This is a genomic window from Allocatelliglobosispora scoriae, from assembly GCF_014204945.1.
Classification (GTDB): domain Bacteria; phylum Actinomycetota; class Actinomycetes; order Mycobacteriales; family Micromonosporaceae; genus Allocatelliglobosispora; species Allocatelliglobosispora scoriae.
In genome coordinates this window covers 173,109-195,110 of the sequence record NZ_JACHMN010000001.1, presented here as the reverse complement: position 1 = coordinate 195,110, position 22,002 = coordinate 173,109, and the positions used below count along the sequence as shown (strand labels likewise).

Annotated in this window: 11 protein-coding genes; 6 read left to right on the top strand and 5 right to left on the bottom strand. The window is 68.4% G+C overall.

Features of this window, described 5'->3' with window-relative positions:
- Positions 1–57: 57 nt before the first annotated feature.
- The 6 genes from F4553_RS00820 (at position 58) to F4553_RS00795 (ending at position 12,776) form a co-directional block, all read left to right on the top strand.
- Positions 58–1,098: an aminotransferase class V-fold PLP-dependent enzyme gene (locus F4553_RS00820; RefSeq protein ID WP_312875106.1), complete on the top strand. Its 1,041-nt coding sequence runs from the start codon at positions 58–60 to the stop codon at positions 1,096–1,098.
- A 124-nt stretch (positions 1,099–1,222) separates the two neighbouring features.
- Positions 1,223–1,729, top strand: a complete 507-nt coding sequence (locus F4553_RS00815; protein WP_184830840.1) for an NUDIX hydrolase — start codon at positions 1,223–1,225, stop codon at positions 1,727–1,729.
- Positions 1,730–1,882: 153 nt separating this feature from the next.
- On the top strand, positions 1,883–5,674 hold the full coding sequence (locus tag F4553_RS42175; RefSeq protein ID WP_184830838.1) for a CHAT domain-containing protein: 3,792 nt from the start codon (positions 1,883–1,885) through the stop codon (positions 5,672–5,674).
- Between the two features lie 122 nt (positions 5,675–5,796).
- On the top strand, positions 5,797–6,723 hold the full coding sequence (locus F4553_RS00805; protein WP_184830836.1) for a hypothetical protein: 927 nt from the start codon (positions 5,797–5,799) through the stop codon (positions 6,721–6,723).
- Positions 6,724–7,125: 402 nt separating this feature from the next.
- Complete coding sequence (locus F4553_RS00800) at positions 7,126–9,996, top strand: PQQ-dependent sugar dehydrogenase (protein ID WP_184830834.1); 2,871 nt, start codon at positions 7,126–7,128, stop codon at positions 9,994–9,996.
- Between the two features lie 83 nt (positions 9,997–10,079).
- Complete coding sequence (locus F4553_RS00795; RefSeq protein ID WP_184830832.1) at positions 10,080–12,776, top strand: ricin-type beta-trefoil lectin domain protein; 2,697 nt, start codon at positions 10,080–10,082, stop codon at positions 12,774–12,776.
- A 67-nt stretch (positions 12,777–12,843) separates the two neighbouring features.
- On the opposite strand, the gene F4553_RS00790 is transcribed toward F4553_RS00795, so the two are convergent.
- The 5 genes from F4553_RS00790 to F4553_RS00770 are packed head-to-tail and all read right to left on the bottom strand — an operon-like array spanning position 12,844 to position 21,927.
- Positions 12,844–14,229: a ricin-type beta-trefoil lectin domain protein gene (locus tag F4553_RS00790; RefSeq protein ID WP_376776142.1), complete on the bottom strand. Its 1,386-nt coding sequence runs from the start codon at positions 14,227–14,229 to the stop codon at positions 12,844–12,846.
- A 59-nt stretch (positions 14,230–14,288) separates the two neighbouring features.
- Positions 14,289–15,749, bottom strand: coding sequence for an arabinofuranosidase catalytic domain-containing protein (locus F4553_RS00785; protein WP_184830830.1), 1,461 nt, complete (start codon positions 15,747–15,749; stop codon positions 14,289–14,291).
- A gap of 33 nt (positions 15,750–15,782) precedes the next feature.
- Entirely contained in the window at positions 15,783–18,635 is a 2,853-nt protein-coding gene (locus F4553_RS00780; RefSeq protein ID WP_184830828.1) for a glycosyl hydrolase family 95 catalytic domain-containing protein, read from the bottom strand.
- A gap of 60 nt (positions 18,636–18,695) precedes the next feature.
- Entirely contained in the window at positions 18,696–20,066 is a 1,371-nt protein-coding gene (locus tag F4553_RS00775; protein ID WP_184830826.1) for an extracellular catalytic domain type 1 short-chain-length polyhydroxyalkanoate depolymerase, read from the bottom strand.
- Between the two features lie 43 nt (positions 20,067–20,109).
- Positions 20,110–21,927 (bottom strand): family 43 glycosylhydrolase, encoded by a 1,818-nt coding sequence (locus tag F4553_RS00770; protein WP_221469639.1) that lies wholly within the window; start codon positions 21,925–21,927, stop codon positions 20,110–20,112.
- Positions 21,928–22,002 lie beyond the last annotated feature (75 nt).

Below are 22,002 nucleotides of genomic sequence, written 5' to 3'. Positions count from 1 at the left end.
GCCAAATTGGCGCTTATTTCCGGCAGGTAACAGCGGCATACTCGGGCTGTGGAGACGATCGAGAGGTGGACGCCGCCGCAGCTGTGGCGGCATGCAGAACCAGGCTGGCTCAACACCGCGAGCTACGGACTGCCGCCCGACCCGGCGTGGGACGCGATGCGTGCCGCGCAGGACGACTGGCGCGCAGGCAGGACCAGTTGGGAGGCCTGGGGCAGCGCGACCGACCGGGCCAGGGAGTCGTTCGCCCGGCTCATCGGCGTCGACGCCGCCGACGTGGCGGTCGGCGCGCAGGTGACGCAGCTCCTCGCACCCGTCGCAGCCGCCATGCCCGACGGGGCGTCGGTGCTCGTGCCCTCGATCGAGTTCACCTCCAACGTCTTCCCGTGGGCGGTCCACGCCGATCGCGGCGTCACCGTGCACACCGCGCCCACGACCAACTTCCTCGCCGCGATCTCCCCCGGCATCGACGTCGTCGCGTTCAGCCTCGTCCAGTCCGCCGACGGGACCCTCGCCGACCTGCGGGCGATCTCCGAGGCGGCCCGGGAGGTCGGCGCGATGGTCGTCGTCGACGCCACCCAGGCCTGCGGCTGGCTGCCCTTCGACGGCTCGCTCGCCGACATGGTCGTCGTCGGCGCCTACAAGTGGCTGATGGCGCCACGCGGGACCGGCTTCGCTTATCTCGCGCCGCACGTCCGCGACCGGTTCCGCCCGATCATGGCCGGCTGGTACGCCGGCGACGACCCGCACGGCGCCTATTACGGCCTGCCGCTGCGCCTCGCCAAGGACGCCCGCGCCTTCGACCTCTCCCCCGCCTGGGGCGCCTGGGCCGGCACGGAGCCCGCGCTCGCGGTGATCGAGCAGATCGGCGTCGAGCGGATCCACGCGCACAACCTCGCACTCGCCAACCGGTTCCTCGCGGGGCTGGGGCGCGAGCCGGGGAGCAGCGCGATCGTGACCGTCGACGTGCCGGGAGCGGAGCAGCGGCTCGCCGCGGCGGGCATCCGGGCGGCGGTGCGGGCCGGGCGGGTGCGGGCGTCGTTCCACATCTACACGACGGAGTCCGATGTGGATGCCGCAGTGGAGGCGCTGGTCGACTGAGCGAAGGGGCGCCCCCGGCCCGGGTGTGAAGGCCCATCGCTGCACGCCATTCGATCTCGGTGTGGACCGAGTGGGGTTGATAGTCTCCCGACGTGTCGATCATCGCTGCCACATCCGACCTACCATGACGCCGAACCTGCGCCGCGCCGTCCGCGCGATCGTGCTCGACGAAGACGACCGCGTCCTGCTATGCCGGTTCGTCTTCCCCCACCCGGCGGTGCCGGAGCAGGCGGACGGCGTATGGGCGGCGCCAGGCGGCGGCATCGAGCCCGGCGAGGACCCGCTGACGGCGTTGCGTCGCGAGCTTCGCGAGGAGACCGGCCTGACGATCACCGTCGACCCGCCCCACGTCTGGCACCAAAAGATCCTCACCGCCGATCACGCGGCCGGGTTCGACGGCCTCGTCAACGACTACTTCCTCATCCGCACGAGCCACTTCCAGCCTCGCGGCGAGCTGACCGACGACCACCTCGCCACCGAGGAGAACCTGGCCGCGTTCCGCTGGTGGCAGCTCTCAGAGATCGTCGGCTACACCGGCCCCGAACTGTTCTCGCCCCGCGACCTCGCCACACCGCTGACCGCGCTCCTCACCACGGGCGCACCGACGCAGCCGGTCCACCTCGGCCTCTAGCGGGCGTCGGCGGCGACGGTCCGTGCGGCACCTGTAGAAGACGGCACTCTGTGCATCCATTGTGGATGGTAGAGGCGGAGTATCCGAGTCGTCGATCAGACACTACGGCGATGGACCGCCACCCTCGACCGACACTGGAGTGCGGAGGGTGCGGTGACGCAGACAGCAGCAATGGCGGCCGTGCTGGCCAGGCTAGAGCGGGCCATGGGCGGTGACGTTTCGGCCGTGCTCGAACCCGAGGCCCTGGCCGACGCCCGAACGCTTGCCGACTCCATTCACCCGGACAGCGACGACGTGCAGGCCGAACGCCTCCTCGGCCTGCTGCACTGGCTGCGCTGCCAGGCGCTACCGGAAGGCGACGACGCGGCCGACGGGAAGCTGGCGGTGCGGTGGCTCGCCGTCGTGCTGGCGCGGCACCCCGACGCCGTCCCCGATCCGCTGCTGTCGCTCGTGGCTCGGACGGCCCCGCTCGACCCTCGCCCGGCGGTCTGGGTCGCCGAGGCGGTGCGCCTGCTGCGCTCCACACGCGCCGTCGCGAACGCCGACGTCCTGCACCGGGCCGCGCGGCTACTGGCGCGAGCGCTCGAAGCCACCCCCACCGACCAGGCCGAGCATGCTGCGGTCCGGACCGCCCTGGCCGCCGTGCGCGAGCATGCCGCCGATGCCGTGCGGTCGCGACTGAACCGCTACCTCCGCGAGGGACCGTCCGCCGTCCTCGGCCCAGAGGTATTCCAAGAGCTGAGCACGCTGGGTGAGATGCTCGATCCGGATCCTGACGACATCCCTGGCCTCGGGACCATGACCTACCTGGGCATGCTGCACTGGGCCCGGTTTCAGGCGCTGCCCGCCGGCGCCGACGAGGCCGATCTCGCACTGGCGGTCACCTGGTTCACGCCTGTGTTCCCCCGTCTGCCGCTGGCCGTCCCGAAGGAGCTCGGCTCGACGCTCGCCGAGCGTGTGCCGCCCGCCGGCCTGACCCCCGCAGCCTGGGCCGATGAGGCCGAACGGATGCTGCAGATGCCGGGCGCGGACGAGTTGCCGAACTATCTCGGACGAGCCGCCCGACTGCTCCGGGCCGCGCTGGCCGCGCCCGACCCGATCGACGCTGACCGGACCGTGATCGGGTCGAACCTCGCCATCGCGCTGCAGCTGCTCTTCAACCACAGCCGAGATCTCGCCCACCTGGACGAGGCGATCAGCGCCGGCCGCACGGCGGCGGCGATGGCGGCGGACGACCCGCGGCTGGTGGGCCGCCTCCACGTTCTGAGCGAAGCGCTGCACACCCGATTCGAGCAGACCGGGGACCGGGCCGACCTCGACGCGGCAATCGAAGCCTGCCAGGGCGCGGTGGAGGCGTCCGACGACGCCCGCCGCGTGTCGTTACTGGCCGACCTGAGCCTTGCCCTGGCCGTCCGCCACCGTACCGCCGGCGACCTGGCTGACCTGACGGCCGCGATCGACGCCGGGCGGGCCAGCATCGCCCTGGGCAGCGAAGATGTCGCCCTGGCCCTGTCGAATCTCGGCAGCATGATGCAGACGCTGTTCGAGCGGACCGGCGACCGGGCCGCCATCTCGGATGCGATCGAGATGGGTCGCCGCGCGGTCGCCGCAAACGAGCCCAACGGTTGGCAACGGGCGATGTACTGGACGAATCTCAGCAATGCGTTGCGCACTCGGTTCGAGCGCGTCGGCGACGTCGCCGATGTCGACGCGGCAGTCGACGCGGCCGGCCAGGCAGTGCAGACAGCCGAGGCCGACGACCCCAACCTCGGAATGCACTGGGCCAATCTCGCGAGCGCCCTGGGCTCCCGCTTCAACCAGACCGGGGATCAGGCCGACCTGAGCGCCTCGATCGAGGCCGCACAGCGCGCTGTCGCCGCCGACGGTCCGCAGCGGACCGATTACCTGATCAACCTCAGCACGGCGTTGAAACTCCGATTCCAACGGACCGCAAGCCCAGCTGACCTGGACGCGTCGGTCGCGGCCGCAATCGACGCGATCGATGCGTCGCCTGATGATCCCGGCCGCGCCAAGTATCTCAGTCAACTCAGTCTCGTGCTGGGGATGCGGTTCGATCTGAGCGGTGATCCGGCCGATCTCGCCCGCGCGGTAGAGACGGCCGGTGAAGCGGTCTCGCTCACGCCGACGGGTCACCGGGATCTTGCCACCTACCTGGCGCAGCATGCTTCTGCGCTGCGCCTGCGTTTTCACACCACCCGCGATCTCGCCGACCTGGGCACCGCCATCGAGCACCACCTGCAGGCGGTCGCGGCGACGCACGCCGACGATCCGCACCGGTCCTCGCTCCTCTACAACCTCGCCAACGCGCTCAATGACCGGCACGCCGCCACCGGCAACGCACAGGACCGCACAGACGCCCTCGCCGCGCGGCGTTCCGCAGCGGAGATGACCGCGGCCCTCCCGCTGAATCGGGTGGATGCAGCCCGAGCCTGGGCCCAGGAGGCGGCCTCCGTCGGCGACTTCGAGGCCGCCGCGCGGGGCTGGGACATCGTCTTCCACATCCTGCCGCAGCTGGTGGATCGGGGCCTGGACCAGCGCGACCGGCAGCACCACCTGCGCCTGCTCGCCGGGACGGCAACCGCGGCGGCCGCGACCTGGATCGAGCTCGGGGACCCCGGCCGAGCCTGGCAGATGCTGGAGACGGGCCGTGGCGTCCTGCTGGGACAGGCGCTGGAGAGCCGCAGCGACATGGCCGGCCTCGACGCGGAGCTCGCGACGGAGCTCGCCGGGCTGCGGCGAGCACTCAATCCGAGCCCGGACGCCGAGACACCGGCGGCCGCACCGCCGCTGCCGCACTCGGACGCGGTCCAGCGGCGGCGCGCGATCAGGACCGACTGGGACCGGTTGGTGACCCGGATCCGGGAACAGCCGGGATTCGAGCGGTTCGGTTCACCACCCACGCTGGACGAACTCCGCGAGGCGACGACCGGTGGCACGGTCGTGGCACTCAACGTCTCCGATCAGCGCTGTGACGCGCTCGTCCTCACGCCCGACACCGCCGATGTCATCCCGCTACCGCGCCTCACCGCGGCGGACGCGGCCCGCCAGGCAAATACCTTTCTGGCCGCCGTCTATGCACCGCCCATTGCGACGGCCGCAGTCGTGAACGGCGTCCTGGACTGGCTGTGGGAGACGACCGTCGGCCCGGTGCTCGACGCTCTCGGCCACCGCGGACCACCGCGCCCGGGTGAACCGTGGCCCCGAGTGTGGTGGATCCCGACAGCGGCCCTTACCGTGCTGCCGATCCACGCGGCCGGCAACAACCGGGTACTCGACCGCGTCGTGTCCTCGTACACCCCTACCCTGCGCGCTCTCCGGCACGGGTCCGGTCGGCCGCGCCGACCAGACGTCCGGACGCTCGCGATCGGCATCGACCGCATGCCCGGACCACTCGCCCCGCTGGCCTTCGCCCGCGCGGAAGCCAGCGCCGTCTCGGCCATGCTCGCCGGCCCCGGCCGGCTTCTCCTCGACAACGCCGCCACGTACGCCGCGGTGACCGAGGGTCTGTCGACTGCGACGTGGGCCCACTTCGCCTGCCACGGTGTGCCCGCCGCCGACCCGGCCGACAGCCATCTCGCGCTCTTCGACCGCCCGCTGACGGCGCGCGACCTGATCGGGCTCAACCTCGACGGCGCCTACCTCGCCTACCTGTCTGCCTGCACGACGGCGTTCAGCGGCGCGACGCTGATCGACGAGTCCATCAGCATCGCGTCCGCCTTCCACCTGGCTGGATTCCGGCACGTCGTCGCCACGATGTGGCCCATCCTGGATTCGCTCGCGCCCCGGGTCACCGACCGGCTCTATCACGGCATCCTCGCCGGAGATGATCCAGCGCTCGCCCTCCACCATGCGCTGCGCGAGGCACAGCAGGACTATCCGGACCATCCACACCTCTGGTCGTCATACGTCCACATTGGATCCTAACCGCTGGAGACGCGGGGACGCCCGTAAGAACCTCCCACTCCGCGCGACCGGTAAGGCGTGACCGCCGACTCTCTCCGTCCGGGGGATGGCTGGCGACTGGATCGACCGGCGACCATGAATGGATGAGCGGGGAAATCCACTGGGCGTACGACCGCGCCGCCGCCAGCCGGAACCGGATCTCGAAACTTGCCTCAGGCCTGCTCGGCGTCGCCACCGGTGAGATCGTGAGCTCGATGACCGGAGTCCTGGGCGACCATGGTGGGCTGTACGTGGCCGCAGCGGCGATAGTGATCGCCGCGATGCTGAAGCTGCGCGGGCTTCCCCGCCGATCACCGCTCGTCCGGTACACAGGCGCCACACTGCTCCTGCTCAGCATGTCGGCCGCCGCGGCGGCAGCGTTCGGACCCGCCGGCTGGCGCCTGTACGCGGTCCTCACGTCCATCGGCATCATGACGCTGGCGCTCATCGTCTTCGAACCAAGGTCGGCATTCCGGCTGCTGATCGGCGCATCGTGGATCGGGTTCGGTCTGGCCGCCACCGGCGCCGGCGTCCGCCTCGTCGTCGACCACCAGTTCCTCATCGGGGGCGCGGCGATCGCCTACGGCCTGATGTTCCTGCTGACGGCCTGGACGATGATGACGCCCGGGACGGAGCGGCCGCTGGCAGAGCGCCTCACCATCACCGCCGGCATCTGGCTGAACCTCACGGGGCTGGAAATGATCTTCCATGGAAGCATCCCCAGCAAGCTTCTCGGGCTGCTGGTCCTGGCCGCAGGGGCCGGGCTGTGGTTTCTGGGCCGGTTCAGCGAGGTGGGAGGCGACTACTCCGTCGAGGAGACCGTCCGGGCGATGCTCGGCGCGGTGGTGGTCTGTCTCGCCTCCGGAGTCGTCCTGCTCGTCCTGGACCAGCTCATCCTCGGCGTGGCCGGTCTGTACCTCGGACTCGGCCTAGCGGGCGTAGCGGCGCAATGGATTCAGATCCGCCCTCTGGCCTTCTTGCGCCGCTGGTACCTCCGGGCGACCCGGGACCCGGACGAGAGTCCGGAGTAGACGGCCACCGCCACGCCCGCAAGACCGCCAGCACTGTCGACCTGCACAGGATCCACATCAGCCACGAAGGCCGAATGGCACGCAGCAGGCTGCGACCGCAGTCTATTGACATACGACGTATGACGTATAACATCGACACCGTCGAGTGTCTTGTGCGTTGGCCCGAATCGGCACCGGGCGGCCGCCGTTACCGCGCGCGAGGCAGCGGCAGGCCTAACAGGACACATCCATCGAGGCGAACCGTCGGCGCGGCAAGCCATCGACTCCCCCTGCCCCCGCTCCACGGGCAGCCCAGGGGCTCCCTCCACCTGTCGGGCCCGAGGTCCGACAGCACCCCCGCCACGGCATCCGGCGCACTGGTCCGCGCCACGCCATGGCGTCATCCGTCCAGGAAGGCAGTTCATGTCCACAAAGCACACCCGCGCCGTATCGGGTGCCAGACGATGGTTCTCCATCGGCTCGGCGTTACTGCTGGCCGCGACCGGCGTGACGGCCGTCATCACCGCAGGCCCCGCCGGGCTCGGCGGCCCCGCGCCGGCCGAGGCTCATCCCATCGTCAGCACCGATTTCCAGCAGGTCACGCTGGCCAAAGGGCTCTCCGAGATGGGCGAGCCGATGACCCTCGCCGCACTGCCGGACCGGTCGGTACTGCATACCGCGCGCAACGGCACGCTGCGCCGCACCGATGCGGCCGGCAACACGGCCGTGGTCGGCAACATCCCGGTATACACCCACGACGAGGACGGCCTGCAGGGTATCGGGGTCGACCCGAACTTCGCGACCAACCGCCACATCTACCTGTACTACGCCCCACCGCTGTCGACCCCGAGCGGAGACGCGCCCACCACCGGCAGCAACTGGTCGGCGTGGCAAGGCGTCAACCGGCTCTCCCGGTTCACCCTGAACTCCGACTTCACCGTCAACCAGTCGAGCAAGGTCGACATCCTCGACGTCGCCGCCGACCGGGGCATCTGCTGCCACGCCGGCGGCGACATCGACTTCGACGCGGCGGGCAATCTCTACCTGTCCACCGGCGAGGACAGCAACCCGTTCGAATCCGCGGGCTACGCCCCGCTCGACGAGCGGACCAACCGCAATCCCGCCTTCGACTCCCAGCGATCGGCGGCCAATACCAACGACCTACGCGGCAAGATCCTTCGGATCAAGGTGGAGACGAACGGAACCTACTCGATCCCGGCCGGCAACATGTTCGTCGACTCGGACGCGCGGACCCGTCCCGAGATCTACGCGATGGGATTCCGCAATCCGTTCCGGATGAGCGTCGACAAGGCCACCGGCGTGGTCTACGTCGGCGATTACGGCCCGGACTCCGGCGCCACCACCAACCGGGGGCCAAGCGGGCAGGTCGAGTTCAACCGGGTCACCGGGCCGGGCTTCTACGGCTGGCCCTACTGCACCGGCACGAACACCTCGAACGAAACCTACGCCGAGTGGGACTTCGCCAACAACACCGCCGGAGCGAAGTACAACTGCACGGGCGGCGCGACCAACAACTCGTTCCGCAACACCGGCCTGCCCACCTTGCCGGGCGCGAAACCGGCCTGGATCCGCTACGCCGGCGACGCCGGCTCCCCGTCGGAGTTCGGCGGCGGCTCGGAGTCCCCGATGGCCGGCCCCGTCTACCGGTACGACGCCGCACTGGCTTCCAACACCAAGTTCCCGCAGGGATTCGACGGGCAGTTCTTCGCCGGCGAATTCGGTCGAGGCTGGATCAAGCCGATCCACGTCAACTCCGACGGCACCCTCGGCGCCATCGAGAACTTCCCGTGGAACGGCAAGCAGGTCATGGACATGACCTTCGGACCCGACGGCGCGCTGTACGTGTTGGACTACGGCACCGGCTACTACAACGGCGACGCCAACTCGGCCCTGTACCGCTACGACTACGTCGGCAGCGGCAACCGGGCGCCGACCGCCGTCGCGACGGCCGACCGGACCTCCGGCACGGCTCCCTTGACCGTGAACTTCTCCTCCGCCGGGTCGTCCGACCCCGAAGGCGGAACCCTCACCTATTCCTGGGCGTTCGGTGACGGCACCACCTCATCGGCCGCCAACCCGACCAAGACGTACACCACGAACGGCACCTACAACGCCACGCTGACCGTGCGGGATCCGCAGGGCGCCACCGGGACGGCGAGCGTGCAGATCGGCGTCGGCAACACCGCGCCGACGGTGACCATCAGCACCCCGGCCAACGGCCAGTTGTTCAGCTTCGGTGACACGGTCCCGTTCAGCATCACGGCGACCGACCCGGAGGACGCCGCGATCGACTGCACCAGGGTCAAGATGACCTACGTGCTCGGCCACGACAACCACGGCCACCAGATCACCTCCCGGAGCGGATGCACCGGGTCGATCGCCGTCCCCGTCGACGGGGAGCACGACGACGCGGCCAACATCTTCGGAGTCTTCGACGCCGAGTACACCGACGCGGGCGGCCTCACCACGCACACCCAGCACATCCTGCAACCACGCAAGCGGCAGGCCGAGCACTTCAAGACCTCGCCCGGGGTCGCCACCTTCGACAAGACCACCGCCGAAGGCGGCAAGACCGTCGGTGACATCAACAGCGGCGACTGGATCGCGTTCGATCCCTACCGGATCAACAACGTGACGGCATTCACCGCCCGGGTCTCCTCGGCCGGCGCCGGCGGCACGCTCCAGATCCGTGCGGGAAGCCCCACGGGTACCGTGCTCGGCTCGGCGACCGTACCCGTCACCGGCTCGTGGGACACGTTCGCCACGGTCAGCGGCGCGATCGCCAACCCGCCGAGCAGCACCACGACCCTCTACCTCACCTTCACCGGCTCCGGCACCGGCTTCCTCTACGACGTCGATTCGTTCACCCTCACCACCAGCGGCGGTACTGCCGGCACCGGTCCGATCAAGGGGCTGGCCGGCAAGTGTCTGGACGTGCGCGGCGGCGCGACCGCAGACGGCACCCAGATCCAGATCTACACCTGCAACAGCGGTACCTCGCAGGTATGGACCGTGACACCGAACTCGACCATCAAGGCCCTCGGCAAGTGCCTCGACGTCAGCGGCGGGGCATCGGCGGACGGGACGAAGATCCAGCTGTGGACCTGCACCGGAGGCGCGCCACAGGTCTGGTCGGCACAGGCCGACGGCTCGCTGCGCAACCCGCAGAGCGGCAAGTGCCTCGACGTGTCCAACAACAGCTCGGCCGACGGCCAGGCCGTACACCTGTGGACATGCCACGGCGGCGCCAACCAGAAGTGGACCCTGCCCTGATCTAAGGCACCCACCAAGCCGTCCACGGAGCCCCTGCCGGCACAGGGGCTCCGTGGACACCCCTCGTCAAGGAGGAGATACCCGTGAAATCAGCATTTCCGATCAGCGGAAGATCACTGGTGGCGCTCGCGATGCTGGGCTCCGCCGCGCTGGCGGGCATGGTCGCCTATCAGGCCCCAGCGCGGGCCGCGGTGCAGGCGACCTACTACGTCGCCCCCGACGGCAACGACAGCAACCCGGGGACCATCACGTCACCGTTGAGAACCTTGCAACGTGCGCGGGACGTCGTCCGCACGGTGAACGCGAACATGACCGGCGACGTCTACGTGTATCTGCGCGGCGGCACTTATCCGGTGAGCAGCACGATCGAGTTCGGGGCGGGTGACTCCGGCACCAACGGCTACCGGGTCGTCTACGCCGCCTACCCCAACGAGACGCCGGTCCTCGACGCCGGGGTTCGAGTGACCGGATGGACTCAGCACAGCGGCAACATCTGGAAAGCCCCGCTCGACCGCGCCAACAAGCTGCGCGCGCTCTACGTCAACGACAAGCGGGCGTTCATGGCTTCCAAGACGATCAACTCGGCGGGATGCTACGGAACGTACAACGTCACGGCCGGGCAGGCTTCGTGGGCCTGGGAGTCGGGATCACAGTGCGACGGGGCCAGATACAGCTCGTCGGACTTCCCCGCCATCGCCGGTAATCAGGACGATATCGAGATCGAGACGGGTACGACCTGGACCACGGCCATCGTGGGAATCCGCCAGGTGACGACCGACGGCTCCAGCCGGGTGGCGCTGTTCCAGCAGCCGGGCGCGGCCATCGCCCAGGGCGCGTTCAACGGCAACGCGCAGGTGGGCGGCACCCACAAGGTCATGAACGCCTACGAGTTCCTGGACACGCCGGGCGAGTTCTTCTTCGACAAGACCAGCCGGACCTTGTACTACTACAAGGGCAGCTCGGAGAACATGACGACCGCGACGGTCGTGGCGCCGAACAACGTGACCACGGCGCTGCGGATCGCCGGCACCTCCACCGGCAGCCACGCGCGCAACATCACGCTGTCCGGGCTCACGGTGCAGCATTCGGACTGGAACCTGTTCGCCGTGGCAGGCTCGGCGTTCAAGCAGGCGCAGCAGGGCAATCTGGGCGCCATCGCCTACGCCAAGGGGAACTTCCACGTCTACTACTACCGCAATGTCGACGTCACTCCCGGCATCATCGACATCCGCAACGCGGATGCGATCATCCTGCAGCGAAACCGGATTCAGCATGCCGGCGCCGATGGCGTCAGCCTGGTGAACGATGTGCAGAACATACAGGTGGTGGGGAACTACACCAACGACACCGCCGGCACCGCGATCTCCATCGGCCACCCGCAGCACGTCTACATCGGCGACTACACGTCGAGCAATCGCGAGAAGTACTCCGTCCAGGTCGAGGGGCTGCCCAAGAACATCGAGATCAAGAACAACTACCTCTACGACAGCGCCGTCCTGTTCAACGGGCACAGCCCCATCTCGGCGTACTTCGTCGACACCCTCACGGTGCAGCGCAACCGCATCGAGAAGGCACCGTGGTCGGGCATCACGATGGGCTGGGGATGGTGGAACTTCGACGGCTCATCGGGCTCGATCGCGCCCAACCGCCCGACGACGACGGCGCGGAACAACACCATCAGCTACAACCACTTCATCGACACGGTGCAGCGCCTCAGCGACACGGCTCCCATCTATACCCTGGGCAGCCAGCCGGGGACGACGATCACCAACAATTACCTTCAGGGCGTTCCGTCGGGCCACAAATACGGACTCCACCCGGACGAAGGCTCGGCCTACCTGACGTTCCGCGACAACGTCCTGAGCGTGGACAAGAACGTCACGTGGCTCATCAACTCCGACGACTTCGGCCGCAAGCACGATCTGAGCATCACGCAGACATACGGCCCGATCAACAAGGTCTCCAACAAGAACCTGCCGAACAGCACGGTCCAGGACATCCTCGTCTCGTCCGACTATGTCTGGCCGGCGGCGGCCTACGGCATCGCCGTCGACTCCGGACTGGAGGATGCGTACCGGGACATCATCCCGCAGAGCACTCTCTCCGGGCCCGACTACGTACTACCGGCCAGCACGTTCGTTAGCAGCACCGGGTCGTCGATTCCCGTCCGAAGCACCGGCGACGCCACCCAGAGCCTCTGGCTGGCGCCCTCCGGCACGACTGTCTTCGCCGCCGGCCCGACCATGACCCGCGCGGCCGGCACCGCCGCCTCGATCGCCGTTCCGACGACGCAGGGCGACTACCGGCTTTACATCCTGACCGCTCAGGGCGTTCGATCAGCCGAGTCGAAGGCGCTCGTCAGGCAGCAGAGCGGCGGCGGAGGCGGTCAGCAGAACGTCCAGGTGGTAGGCGGCCAGTCAGGCCGCTGCATCGACGTACCCGGCAGCGCGACCACCAACGGCAGTCAAGCGCAACTGTGGGACTGCCACGGCGGCACGAACCAGCGGTGGACCTACACCACCGGCAAGCAGCTGACCGTCTACGGCAACAAGTGCTTGGACGCGTCCGGGGGCGGGACGGCCAACGGCACCGCGGTCGTCATCTGGGACTGCCATGGCCAGGCCAACCAGCAGTGGAACCTCAACACCAACGGCACCATCTCGAACGTGCAGTCCGGACTATGTGTCGACGCCAACAGCGCGGCTACCGCCAACGGGACCAAGATCGTCCTTTGGTCGTGCAACGGCGGCGCGAACCAGCAATGGAGCCTGCGGAGCTGACCCGATTGCGTCCGTGGCAATAGAAATCTCGGGGCCATCCGCGCGGATGGCCCCGAGATTTTCTTGATCAGTTTCGGGTGCTCCACTGCTGGTTGGTGCCGCCGTTGCAGCTCCAGAGCTGGATCTTGGTGCCGTTGGCGGTGGCGTTACCCGCCGCATCGAGGCAGAGCCCGGACTGGACGCCCGTGACAGTGCCGTTGGTGTTGAGGTTCCACTGCTGGTTGGCCCGGCCGTGGCAATCCCAGATCACGACCGCGGTGCCGTTGGCCGTCCCGGCCCCCGACGCGTCCAAGCATTTGTTGCCGTAGACGGTCAGCTGCTTGCTGGCGGTATACGTCCAGCGCTGGTTCGTGCCGCCGTGGCAGTCCCACAGCTGCACCTGAGCACCGTTCGTGGTGCTCGAACTCGGTACATCGATGCACCGGCCCGACTGCCCGCCAACGACCATGACGTTGGACCTGGTGGGCGGTGGGCTGCTGGACGGTGAACTGCTGGGCGGCGGGCTCGACGGCGGGGTGCCTGCGAACTGCGTGAAGAACTTCCACACCTCAGGTTTGACCCAACTCCTCGCGCCGCTCTCGCAACCGGCGCATCCGTCCACCGGGCCCTGCTGGTGACCGCCGTCGAACGCGGCCCATACCACCGGATATCCGGTCCGGCACCCTGAGTAGGTCGTCAGGATGTGAGTAAGGCTGTTCCTGGCCGGCTCAGGGGCGTTCTGCGGGGTGCAGCCGTTGTTCCTGACGAACGTGTCGCGCAGCCCGCGTCCGCTCCCGATGTTGTCGTTGATTCCATGGATTCCCATGTACGCGATCGGCTGGGTCCCGCCGCTGCATCCGCTGATCGCGCCGGGGGCGGCGATGGCCGCGACGGCACGGAAGACGTTCGCCCGAGCACACGCGAGCGCATAGCTCATCGCACCGCCGTAGCTGAAGCCCACGGAGAACAGCTGCGCCGTGTCCACACACAGATCGTTCTCGATAAGTCTGATCATGTCGTCGGTGAAGGTCACGTCCTGGCCGTTGCTGTTGCCCCAGCCGTTGCCGAGGCCCTGGGGCGCGACGAAGATCGTGGTGCCGCCGGTGTCCTGGGAGAGCATGCCGTAGTAGGCCCAGGAGAATCCGTCACTGCCGCCTGAGGCGACCTGGTCCATGGTGCCGCCCAACCAGTGGAACCCGAAGGCCAGCCGGTGCGGGCGAGTGTTGTTGTAGCCGTCGGGAATCTTCAGGATGAAACTGCGGTTTTGACCACTGCTTTGAATCGTACGAGTGCCGCTGGTCAGGGTGGGAGCCTTGCCGCACCCCGCGCTCGCCGCGGCGAATGCCGGTTGAGTGCCGGTGACGACATATACCCCGGTGGCGGCCAGGGCCAACGCGGCCAGTGCCGCCCCCAGCAAGCGGGGAACGGACTGCCGTTTCTGGTCGGGTCGGGCCCGGCCGATGAACAATTTCACGGTGGTGACTCCTTCATTGCGGGACGTGGCGAGAAGGCAACCAAGTTCAGATCGGGCGATTAGACGCGCGAGGTCCACTGCTGGTTGGAGCCGCCGTGGCAGGTCCACAGGTGGATCTTCGAGCCGTTGGCGGTCCCGGCAGCGCTGACATCCAGGCAGAGCCCGGATTGGACGCTCGTGATCGTGCCGTTGGTGTTGACGTTCCATTGCTGGTTGTTCTGACCGTTGCAGTCCCAGATGACCGCGAGGGTGCCGTTGGTCGTGCCACGGCCGCTGGCGTCCAGGCACTTGTTCCCGTACACCCGCAGCTCTTTGCTTGCGGTGGTGGCCCATCGTTGGTTGGAGCCGCCGTGGCAATCCCACAATTGGACCTGGGTGCCGTTGGCTGTGCTGGAATTCGGCACGTCGACGCAGCGATTCGACGGCGCGCCGACGATCATGGCGTTCTGCTGGCCGTCGCCGCTCAGCGCGTAGCCGGCGGCCACGATGTTGGCCTGCACCGCGTTCTCGGTGGCATCCGAGGGGTACCCCGAAACCATGGCGCCCTCGTAGAAGGTGCCGGCGCTGAGGTTGGCGCCGCCGCCGGGTTTGCAGCAGTCGCCGCCGCTGCCCAGGATGATGGCGCCCTGCTTGCGCATGGGGTTGTATCCGTTGGGCAGCGCACCGTCGTACAGGCCGGTCAAGCCGCCGGATTGCGCGTTGGCGCCCTTGAGCGCGAACCGGGTGGTCCCGTTGTTCTTCAGCATCGCCGTGACATAGGGGCTGGTGAAGGCGCGCTGGTTGGGGTTCCAGGACTGGCTGCCGCCGGGGAACAGGCCCCACTCGAGATCCGCCTGGACCCAGGGACCGCTCCCGGAGCACCCGCCGAACCAGCACTGCGTGCTGAAGTTGATCGCGTCCATGGCACCCGCGGCATCGGCGGCTCTCGTGGTCTCACTGTTGCCGTAGTCGAAGCAGCAGCCGTTGTTGACGTGCGTGCCGCTGGTGACCATGTACATGCCCTCCGGTGCACTACCGGTGGGTACGCCGGTGAGGTGGCCGTCGCGCCAGTAGCTGTTGCCGGGATTGATGTAGAGCGAGTAGGCCTTGCTCCCGCCCACCGTCAGCGACTCGGTTGTCGCCGTCGCCGGGCGGCTCTGGCTCGATCCGGGTACCACGCTCGATCCCTGGTACCAGAGATCGTTGCCTCTTCCCGTCTGGTCGTAGACGACCGTGATGACGCAGGTGGTGCCAGCGCAGAAGGAGTCCTGGGCCGCCGCGTCGGCCGTCCCGCCGACGGCGAGGACGCCGATGTTGCGGGTCGTGCTGTCCGACGAGCGGCGCACCTGGTAGAGCGAGCCGTTGTAGGTGCCGAGCAGAGCCCGGGTCGTGCTGTGCGCCGCCACGCACGGAGTGCCGCCGGCGGCGTAGATGTCGCAGGGCAACGAGGCCGCGGCTTGGGCGGGTGGGGCGCCGACGAGGAGACCGGCGGCCAGTATGGCGATCGCCGCCAACGCCAGCGGCATCTTTCGGGTACGCATGGGGAACCTCCGGGGACGGAACGAAAGGTCGGGTCAGATCGCGACGATGGTCCATTGGTTGTTGGTGTTCGTGTTGGGAGCCCACATGGCGCACGTCGATCCGGCCGTCGAGCTGCCCATGCCATCCAGCGAGGTGCTCGTACCCCGGTTGATGATCTGGTAGCGGCCGCTGCCTACGGAGGTGAGCCGCCACTGCTGGTTGACGCCGCCGTTCCACGCCGACTGCCGGCAGGGCGCCCCGTTGGCGGTGTTGCCCCAGCTGTCGGCGACCATCCCGTTGGTGCGGTTGACGATCCGGTACCACCCGCTGCCCAGGTCGATGAACTGCCATTGCAGGTTCGTCGACCCGTCCCAGGTCCACTGCTTCACGTTCGATCCCGAGGCGACATTGCCGCCGCTGTCGAGCGCCAGACCGGTCGTGCCGTTGACGATCCGCGCGTAGCCCGCCGGAATCGGGTTGCCGACCGGCACGATGGTCGCCCGGTACGTCCGCCCGGACTGGACCGGCAGCGCCATGACGTCGGATTCCGGCTTGGTCACCGTGACGACGCTTCCGGTGGTCGTGTCGACGACCTGGAAGGTTCCGGCCAGCGCGCGGCTGCGCACGTTGACGGTGCCGGTGCGGTCGGCTCGGACGACGATCTCGCCAGCCTGGCCGGCGCTCCACGTCGCGTCCACCGTGTACCCGCCCCGTCCGCGCAGGCCGGTCACTTTGCCGTTGGGCCAGGCGGACGGAAGCGCCGGCAGCACGTGCAGCTCGCCGTTGTGGCTCTGCAGGAGCATCTCGGCGATACCGGAGGTGGCACCGAAGTTGCCATCGATCTGGAACGGCGGGTGGAGGTCGAACATGTTCGGCGCCAGCCGGTCCGTCCGCGCGAGCAGGCGGATCGCGTCGTGCGCGCGGGTGCCCTCCTCCATCCGCGCCCAGAAATTGATCTTCCAGGCGAGCGACCAGCCGGTGCCGTCGTCGCCGCGAAGCTCGAGGGTGCGCCGCGCCGCGCTGTACAGCGCCGGAGTGCCGCGCTTGGTGATCTGGTTGCTGGGGTGCAGGCCGTACAGGTGGGAGATGTGCCGGTGGGTCTGCTCGGTCTCCCCCCAGTCGTAGAGCCACTCCATGATGTTGCCGCGGGAGCCGACCCGCATCGGGGGCAGCCGGTCCCTGGCGGCCAGGGCCCTGGTCCGGAAGTCGCTGTCCACGGCGAGCACCTGGCTCGCCTGGGCGACGCCGTTGAACAGGTCACGCAGGATCTGGTTGTCCATGGTGGGTCCGGCGCACACGCTGACTCCGGAGTGGTGGTTCAGCTCGGGCGAGTTCGACGGGTTGGTGACCAGGTATCCGAGGGTCGGCTCCTGGACCAGGGTGTCCAGGAAGAACTGCGCGGCCCCCTTCAACGCCGGGTAGTACTGCCGCAGGAACGCGATGTCCCCGCTGAACAGGTAGTGGTCCCAGATCATGGTGGCCAGCCAGGCACCACCGGTCTGCCACATGCCGGCCGCCGCGAAGTCCACCACCGAGGCGCCCCGCCACGCGTCGGTGTTGTGGTGCGTCACCCAGCCGCCGGCGCCGTACTGTACCTGGGCCACCCGGGCGCCGGTGGTCGTGAGGTCGTTGATCATCCGGAACACCGGCTCGAAGCACTCTGCCAGGTTGGTGGTGTTGGCGTGCCAGTAGTTCATCGGCAGGTTGGCGTTGAGCGTGTACTTCGAGTCCCAGGCCGGGGTCAGCGAGTCATTCCAGATGCCCTGCAGGTTGGCGGGCTGGGTGCCCGGTCGCGAGGACGAGATCAGCAGGTAGCGCCCGTACTGGAAGAGGAGCGCGGAGAACTGCGGGTCGCTGACCGAGTTGTGCTGGGCGATCCGGACGTCGGTGGTCTGGTCGGCCGCCGAGGTCCGGCCCAGGTCGAGGGTGACCCGACCGAACAGCGCCTGGTAGTCGGCCACGTGCCGGCTGCGGAGCGTGTCATAGGCGATCCCCTGGGCCGCGCTCAGCCGGGACCGGGCGACGCCCTGGTAGTCGCCGTTGACGCTGGCGTAGCTGACGTAGCTGGACCCGATGGAGATCAGCAGCGTCACGCTGTCGGCGTTGGTGACCCGAAGGGTGCCGTTCGAACTGCTGGTGCTCCCGCCCGTGGTGATCGCTTTGGCCAGCGCGAGGAAGCGCACAGACCCGGCGATCCCCCGTTGATCTCCGGACCTGCCGTCCATCGCGATCGTCGTGCCGTCCGGACTGGACGACGTCACGCGCTGCGAGCTGGCGAACGACATCGTGAAGGTGATCGACCCCGTCCGGTCGGCCGTCAGGCGTACGGCGATGACCTGGTCCGGTGCGCTGGCGAAGACCTCCCGCTGGTAGCGGACGCCGTTCTGCAGATAGGAGACCGTGGTGGTGGCGGTGGTCAGGTCCAGGTAGCGGTTGTACTGCGAGGACCCGCCGGAGGGAAGTGCCAGGCGCAGGTCGCCGACCGTCTGGTAGGCGAGCTGAGCGGCGGGCCGCCCGAGCAGGGTCTGATCGATCAGGCTCTGGGCCTGGCTCCACTGGTTGGCGAAGACCAGGCGCCGGATCTCGGCCACCGCGCCCGCGCCCTGCGCGTTGCTGTAGTCGTGGGGGCCACCGGCCCAGACGGTGTCCTCGTTGAGCTGCAGCCGTTCGGTATCGGTGTTGCCGAACACCATGGCGCCCAGGCGTCCGTTGCCGACGGGGAGCGCGCGCAGCCAATCGGTCCCGGCACTCTCGTCGTACCACAGGGCGAGGTCGTTGGCGGCGAGCACCTGGGCTGGGACCACCGCGCCGGCCGAGGCCGCCGCGGTCCACGCCACCGGAGCGAGGGTCGCCCCGGCTCCGGCGACCGCGGCCCCCAATACCTGCCTTCGTGATAGTTCTGGCATCAGTCCTCCAAAGCAGGAGGGCGTGCGGGGCCATCCGGGTGATGACCCCGACACGTCCCGTCAGTTTCGAATGGTCCACTGCTGGTTGGTGCCGCCGTGGCAGCTCCAGAGCTGGATCTTGGTGCCGTTGGCGGTGGCGGCACCCGACACATCGACGCAGAGCCCGGATTGGACTCCCGTGATGGTGCCGTTGGTGTTGAGGTTCCACTGCTGGTTGTTCTGGCCGTTGCAGTCCCAGATGACGACCGCGGTGCCGTTGGTCGTGCTGCGGCCGCTCGCGTCCAGGCACTTGCCCGAGACGGTCAGCTGCTTGCCCGCGGTATGGGTCCAGCGCTGGTTGCTGCCGCCGTGGCAATCCCACAGCTGCATCTGGGTGCCGTTGGCGGTGGAGCTGTTGGGGTTGTCGATACACCGGCCCGAAGCGCCCCCGACCAGCATGACGTTCGTACGGCTCGGCGGCGGGCTGCTGGACGGCGAGCTGCTCGGTGGTGCGCTGCTGGGCGGCGAGCTGCCGTTCAGGCCGAGGAAGGAGATGGCGTATGCCAGCATTCCGGCCTGTGGGAGCGTATGTCCGGTACCGGAGATGCTCACCGCTTCGACGGTGGCCTGCGTGCCGGTGTTGCCGTAGCGGGTCCGGGTCCAGCTCGACTGCGGGCTGTCGGTGTAGGACGGCGTCTGGCCCAGCCCGTTCAGGTTGGTCCACTGCTTGATCTCTTCGGTGAAGTTGGGGTAGGCCAGCGTGGTGTCCGTGGTGCCGTGCCACAGCTGCATGCGCGGGTGGCGGCCGGTATAGCCGGGATACATCGCCCGCGCGACGTCTCCCCACTGTTGAGCGGTCTTGATGATGTTCCCGCCGGAGCACTGGCTGTTCCACAGCGAGCCGTCGGTGGTGGCGAAACATCCGGCGGGTACGCCGGAGAACGCCGTACCGGCCGCGAAGACGTCCGGGTATTGCGCGGCCAGGACGTTGCTCATCATCGCCCCGGAGGAGAATCCGCTGACGACGATCCGGGCGGGGTCCACGTTGTACCGCGTGCGTGCCCAGCTGACCATCGACATGATGCCGGTGGAGTCGCTGCCGCCGTCGCGCCGCAGCGCCTGCGGCGTGGAGACGTCGAAGCAGTGTCCGCTGCGCGTGGCCTCCGGCAGGACCATGACGTAGCCGTACCGGTCCGCCGCGGTCGCGAAGTCGCGGCCGTTGCCGCCGAATATCGCCGGTGCCGATCCGCCGCAGTAGTGGACCAGGACCAGCAGCGCCGGCCGTGCCGCCACGGTGTCCGGGGCGTATACGTACATGTTGAGATTGGTGGGGTTGTTGCCGAAGTTGGTCACCTGCGTCAGCGTCGCGGCCGACGCCGGCTGGCCGACCATGGCGACGACGCCGAGCGAGAGCGCGATGACGGTCCCGACCGCGGCGAGCAGTCGTTTCATGAGTACTCCTTGCATGCCCTGAGGCGACGGTGCGCTCGTGTTGTCAGCGCGGGGTGAAGTCCTGGTTGGTGCCGGGCGCGTTCTTGCACTGCCACTGATCGAGCTGCTGGCCGAGGGTGCTGTTCGCGCCGTAGACGTCCAGGCACAGCCCGCTGTTCTGGTTGCGGAAGGAGTACGAGCCGTCCGACTGCCGGACCGGCAGCCACAGGCTGTTGGGCGCGCTGTTGGGTACCTGCTGCACGATGTTGGGTACGCCGGCGGTCGTCGAACTGTTGGCCACCGCGACGTCGTAGCCGGAGTGCTGAGCCTGCAGGCGCCCGTAGCCGCTCGACACCGGCACGAACTGGAAGCTCTGATTGCTCTGCCCGGTGCAGGTCCATTGGGTGATCGCAGCGCCGGCCGTCGTGGACGTTCCGCTGACGTCAAGGCAGAGGCTGTTGTTGGCGACGACGAGCGGGTGATATCCGGTCGGATAGCCGGTGGCCTGGCCCGCCGTGAACTGCCACCAGTTCATGTTGAGCAGGGATCCGCTGCCGCCGGCGAAGCGCAGGTAGAGGTCGTGGGTCCCGGTCGCGCCGCTGACCGGGCAGGTGACCGTGGTCCAGGTCTGCCAGCCGCCGGTGCCGGGCACGGTGCAGGTGCCGACGTTCGTCCCGCTGGGGCTGTCCAGGTGCAGCTCGATCCGGCCGCCGCTGGTGCCCGAGGCCGCCCTGACCGCGAAAGTGGTGGCGCCGGTACCGAAGCCGACACCTTTGACCTTGATGTAGTCGCCGTTGTCGATCCATCCGACACCCATCCCGCCCTCGCTGGCGGGCTCGGTCTCGATGCCGCTGCCCCACGCGATGGTCTCCGCCTCCTGGCGGACATAGGGATCGAGCGTGCCGACCTGGGGTGCCCCGGTCGTCGTCATGTTGATCGTCGGGATGGTGCCGTCGCCGTTGTAGGCGAACTTCTCCACCGCGACCGACCGGGTATAACCGCCTCCGCCCGGCAGACCTCCGTTGTGGTAGAAGAAGTACGAGCCGCCGTTGAAGTCGATGACACCGGCATGGTTGGTGAAGCTGCCGCCCTGCGTGGGCATGATGATGCCGCGATACGTCCACGGACCGGTCGGACCCGATGAGGTGGAGTAGGCGATGTACTCGGAGCAGCACTTCGCCGCGTACACCATGTAGTACAGACCGTTCCGCTTGTAGAACCACGGTCCTTCCTCGTAGAGGGTCGGCCGGTTCGCGTCTCCGGTACGGGTACCGAACCCGCCGGTGGTCAGCTGGATCTGCGTCGGGCTGCCCGAGTAGGAGATCATGTCGGTGTTGAGCCGCACGTACCACAGGCGCGGGTTGCCGTAGTACAGGTAGGCCTGGCCGCTGTCGTCGATGTAGACGGTGGGGTCGATCTCGGCGTTCTGGATCAGCGGGCGGCCGAGCGCGTCGCGGAACGGCCCGGTGGGGCTGTCCGCGACTCCGACTCCGATGGCTTGCGATCCGTTGGCCATCCGCACCGGCACGTACCAGTAGAACTTGCCGTTGCGGTAGACCGCCTGGCCCGCCCAGGCGTCGGAGCTTGCCCAGCTGAAGGTCGCCAGGCTCATCGGCGAGCCGTGATCGGTCCAGTTCACCATGTCCGAGGAGGACCAGACTCGCCAGTCGCGCATCGTGAAGTAGGTCGAACCGTCTTCGTCGTGGCCGGTGTAGAGGTAGACGCGGCCGTTGTAGACCAGCGGTGCGGGGTCCGCGGTGTAGATGTGCTGCACGATCGGGTTGTCCGCCTGAGCTGATTGCGGAAGCATCGCCGTCAGGCACAGGAGGCTTACCGTCAGGGCGAGCGCGCGCCGCCCCGCCCGCCGAAATGTCGCTGTCATTGGTTGGTTCCCCTGTCGGTAGGGAGGAGGGGTGGCGTCGGCATCGGCGTCCAGGACCAGCCGACGCCACCGGTC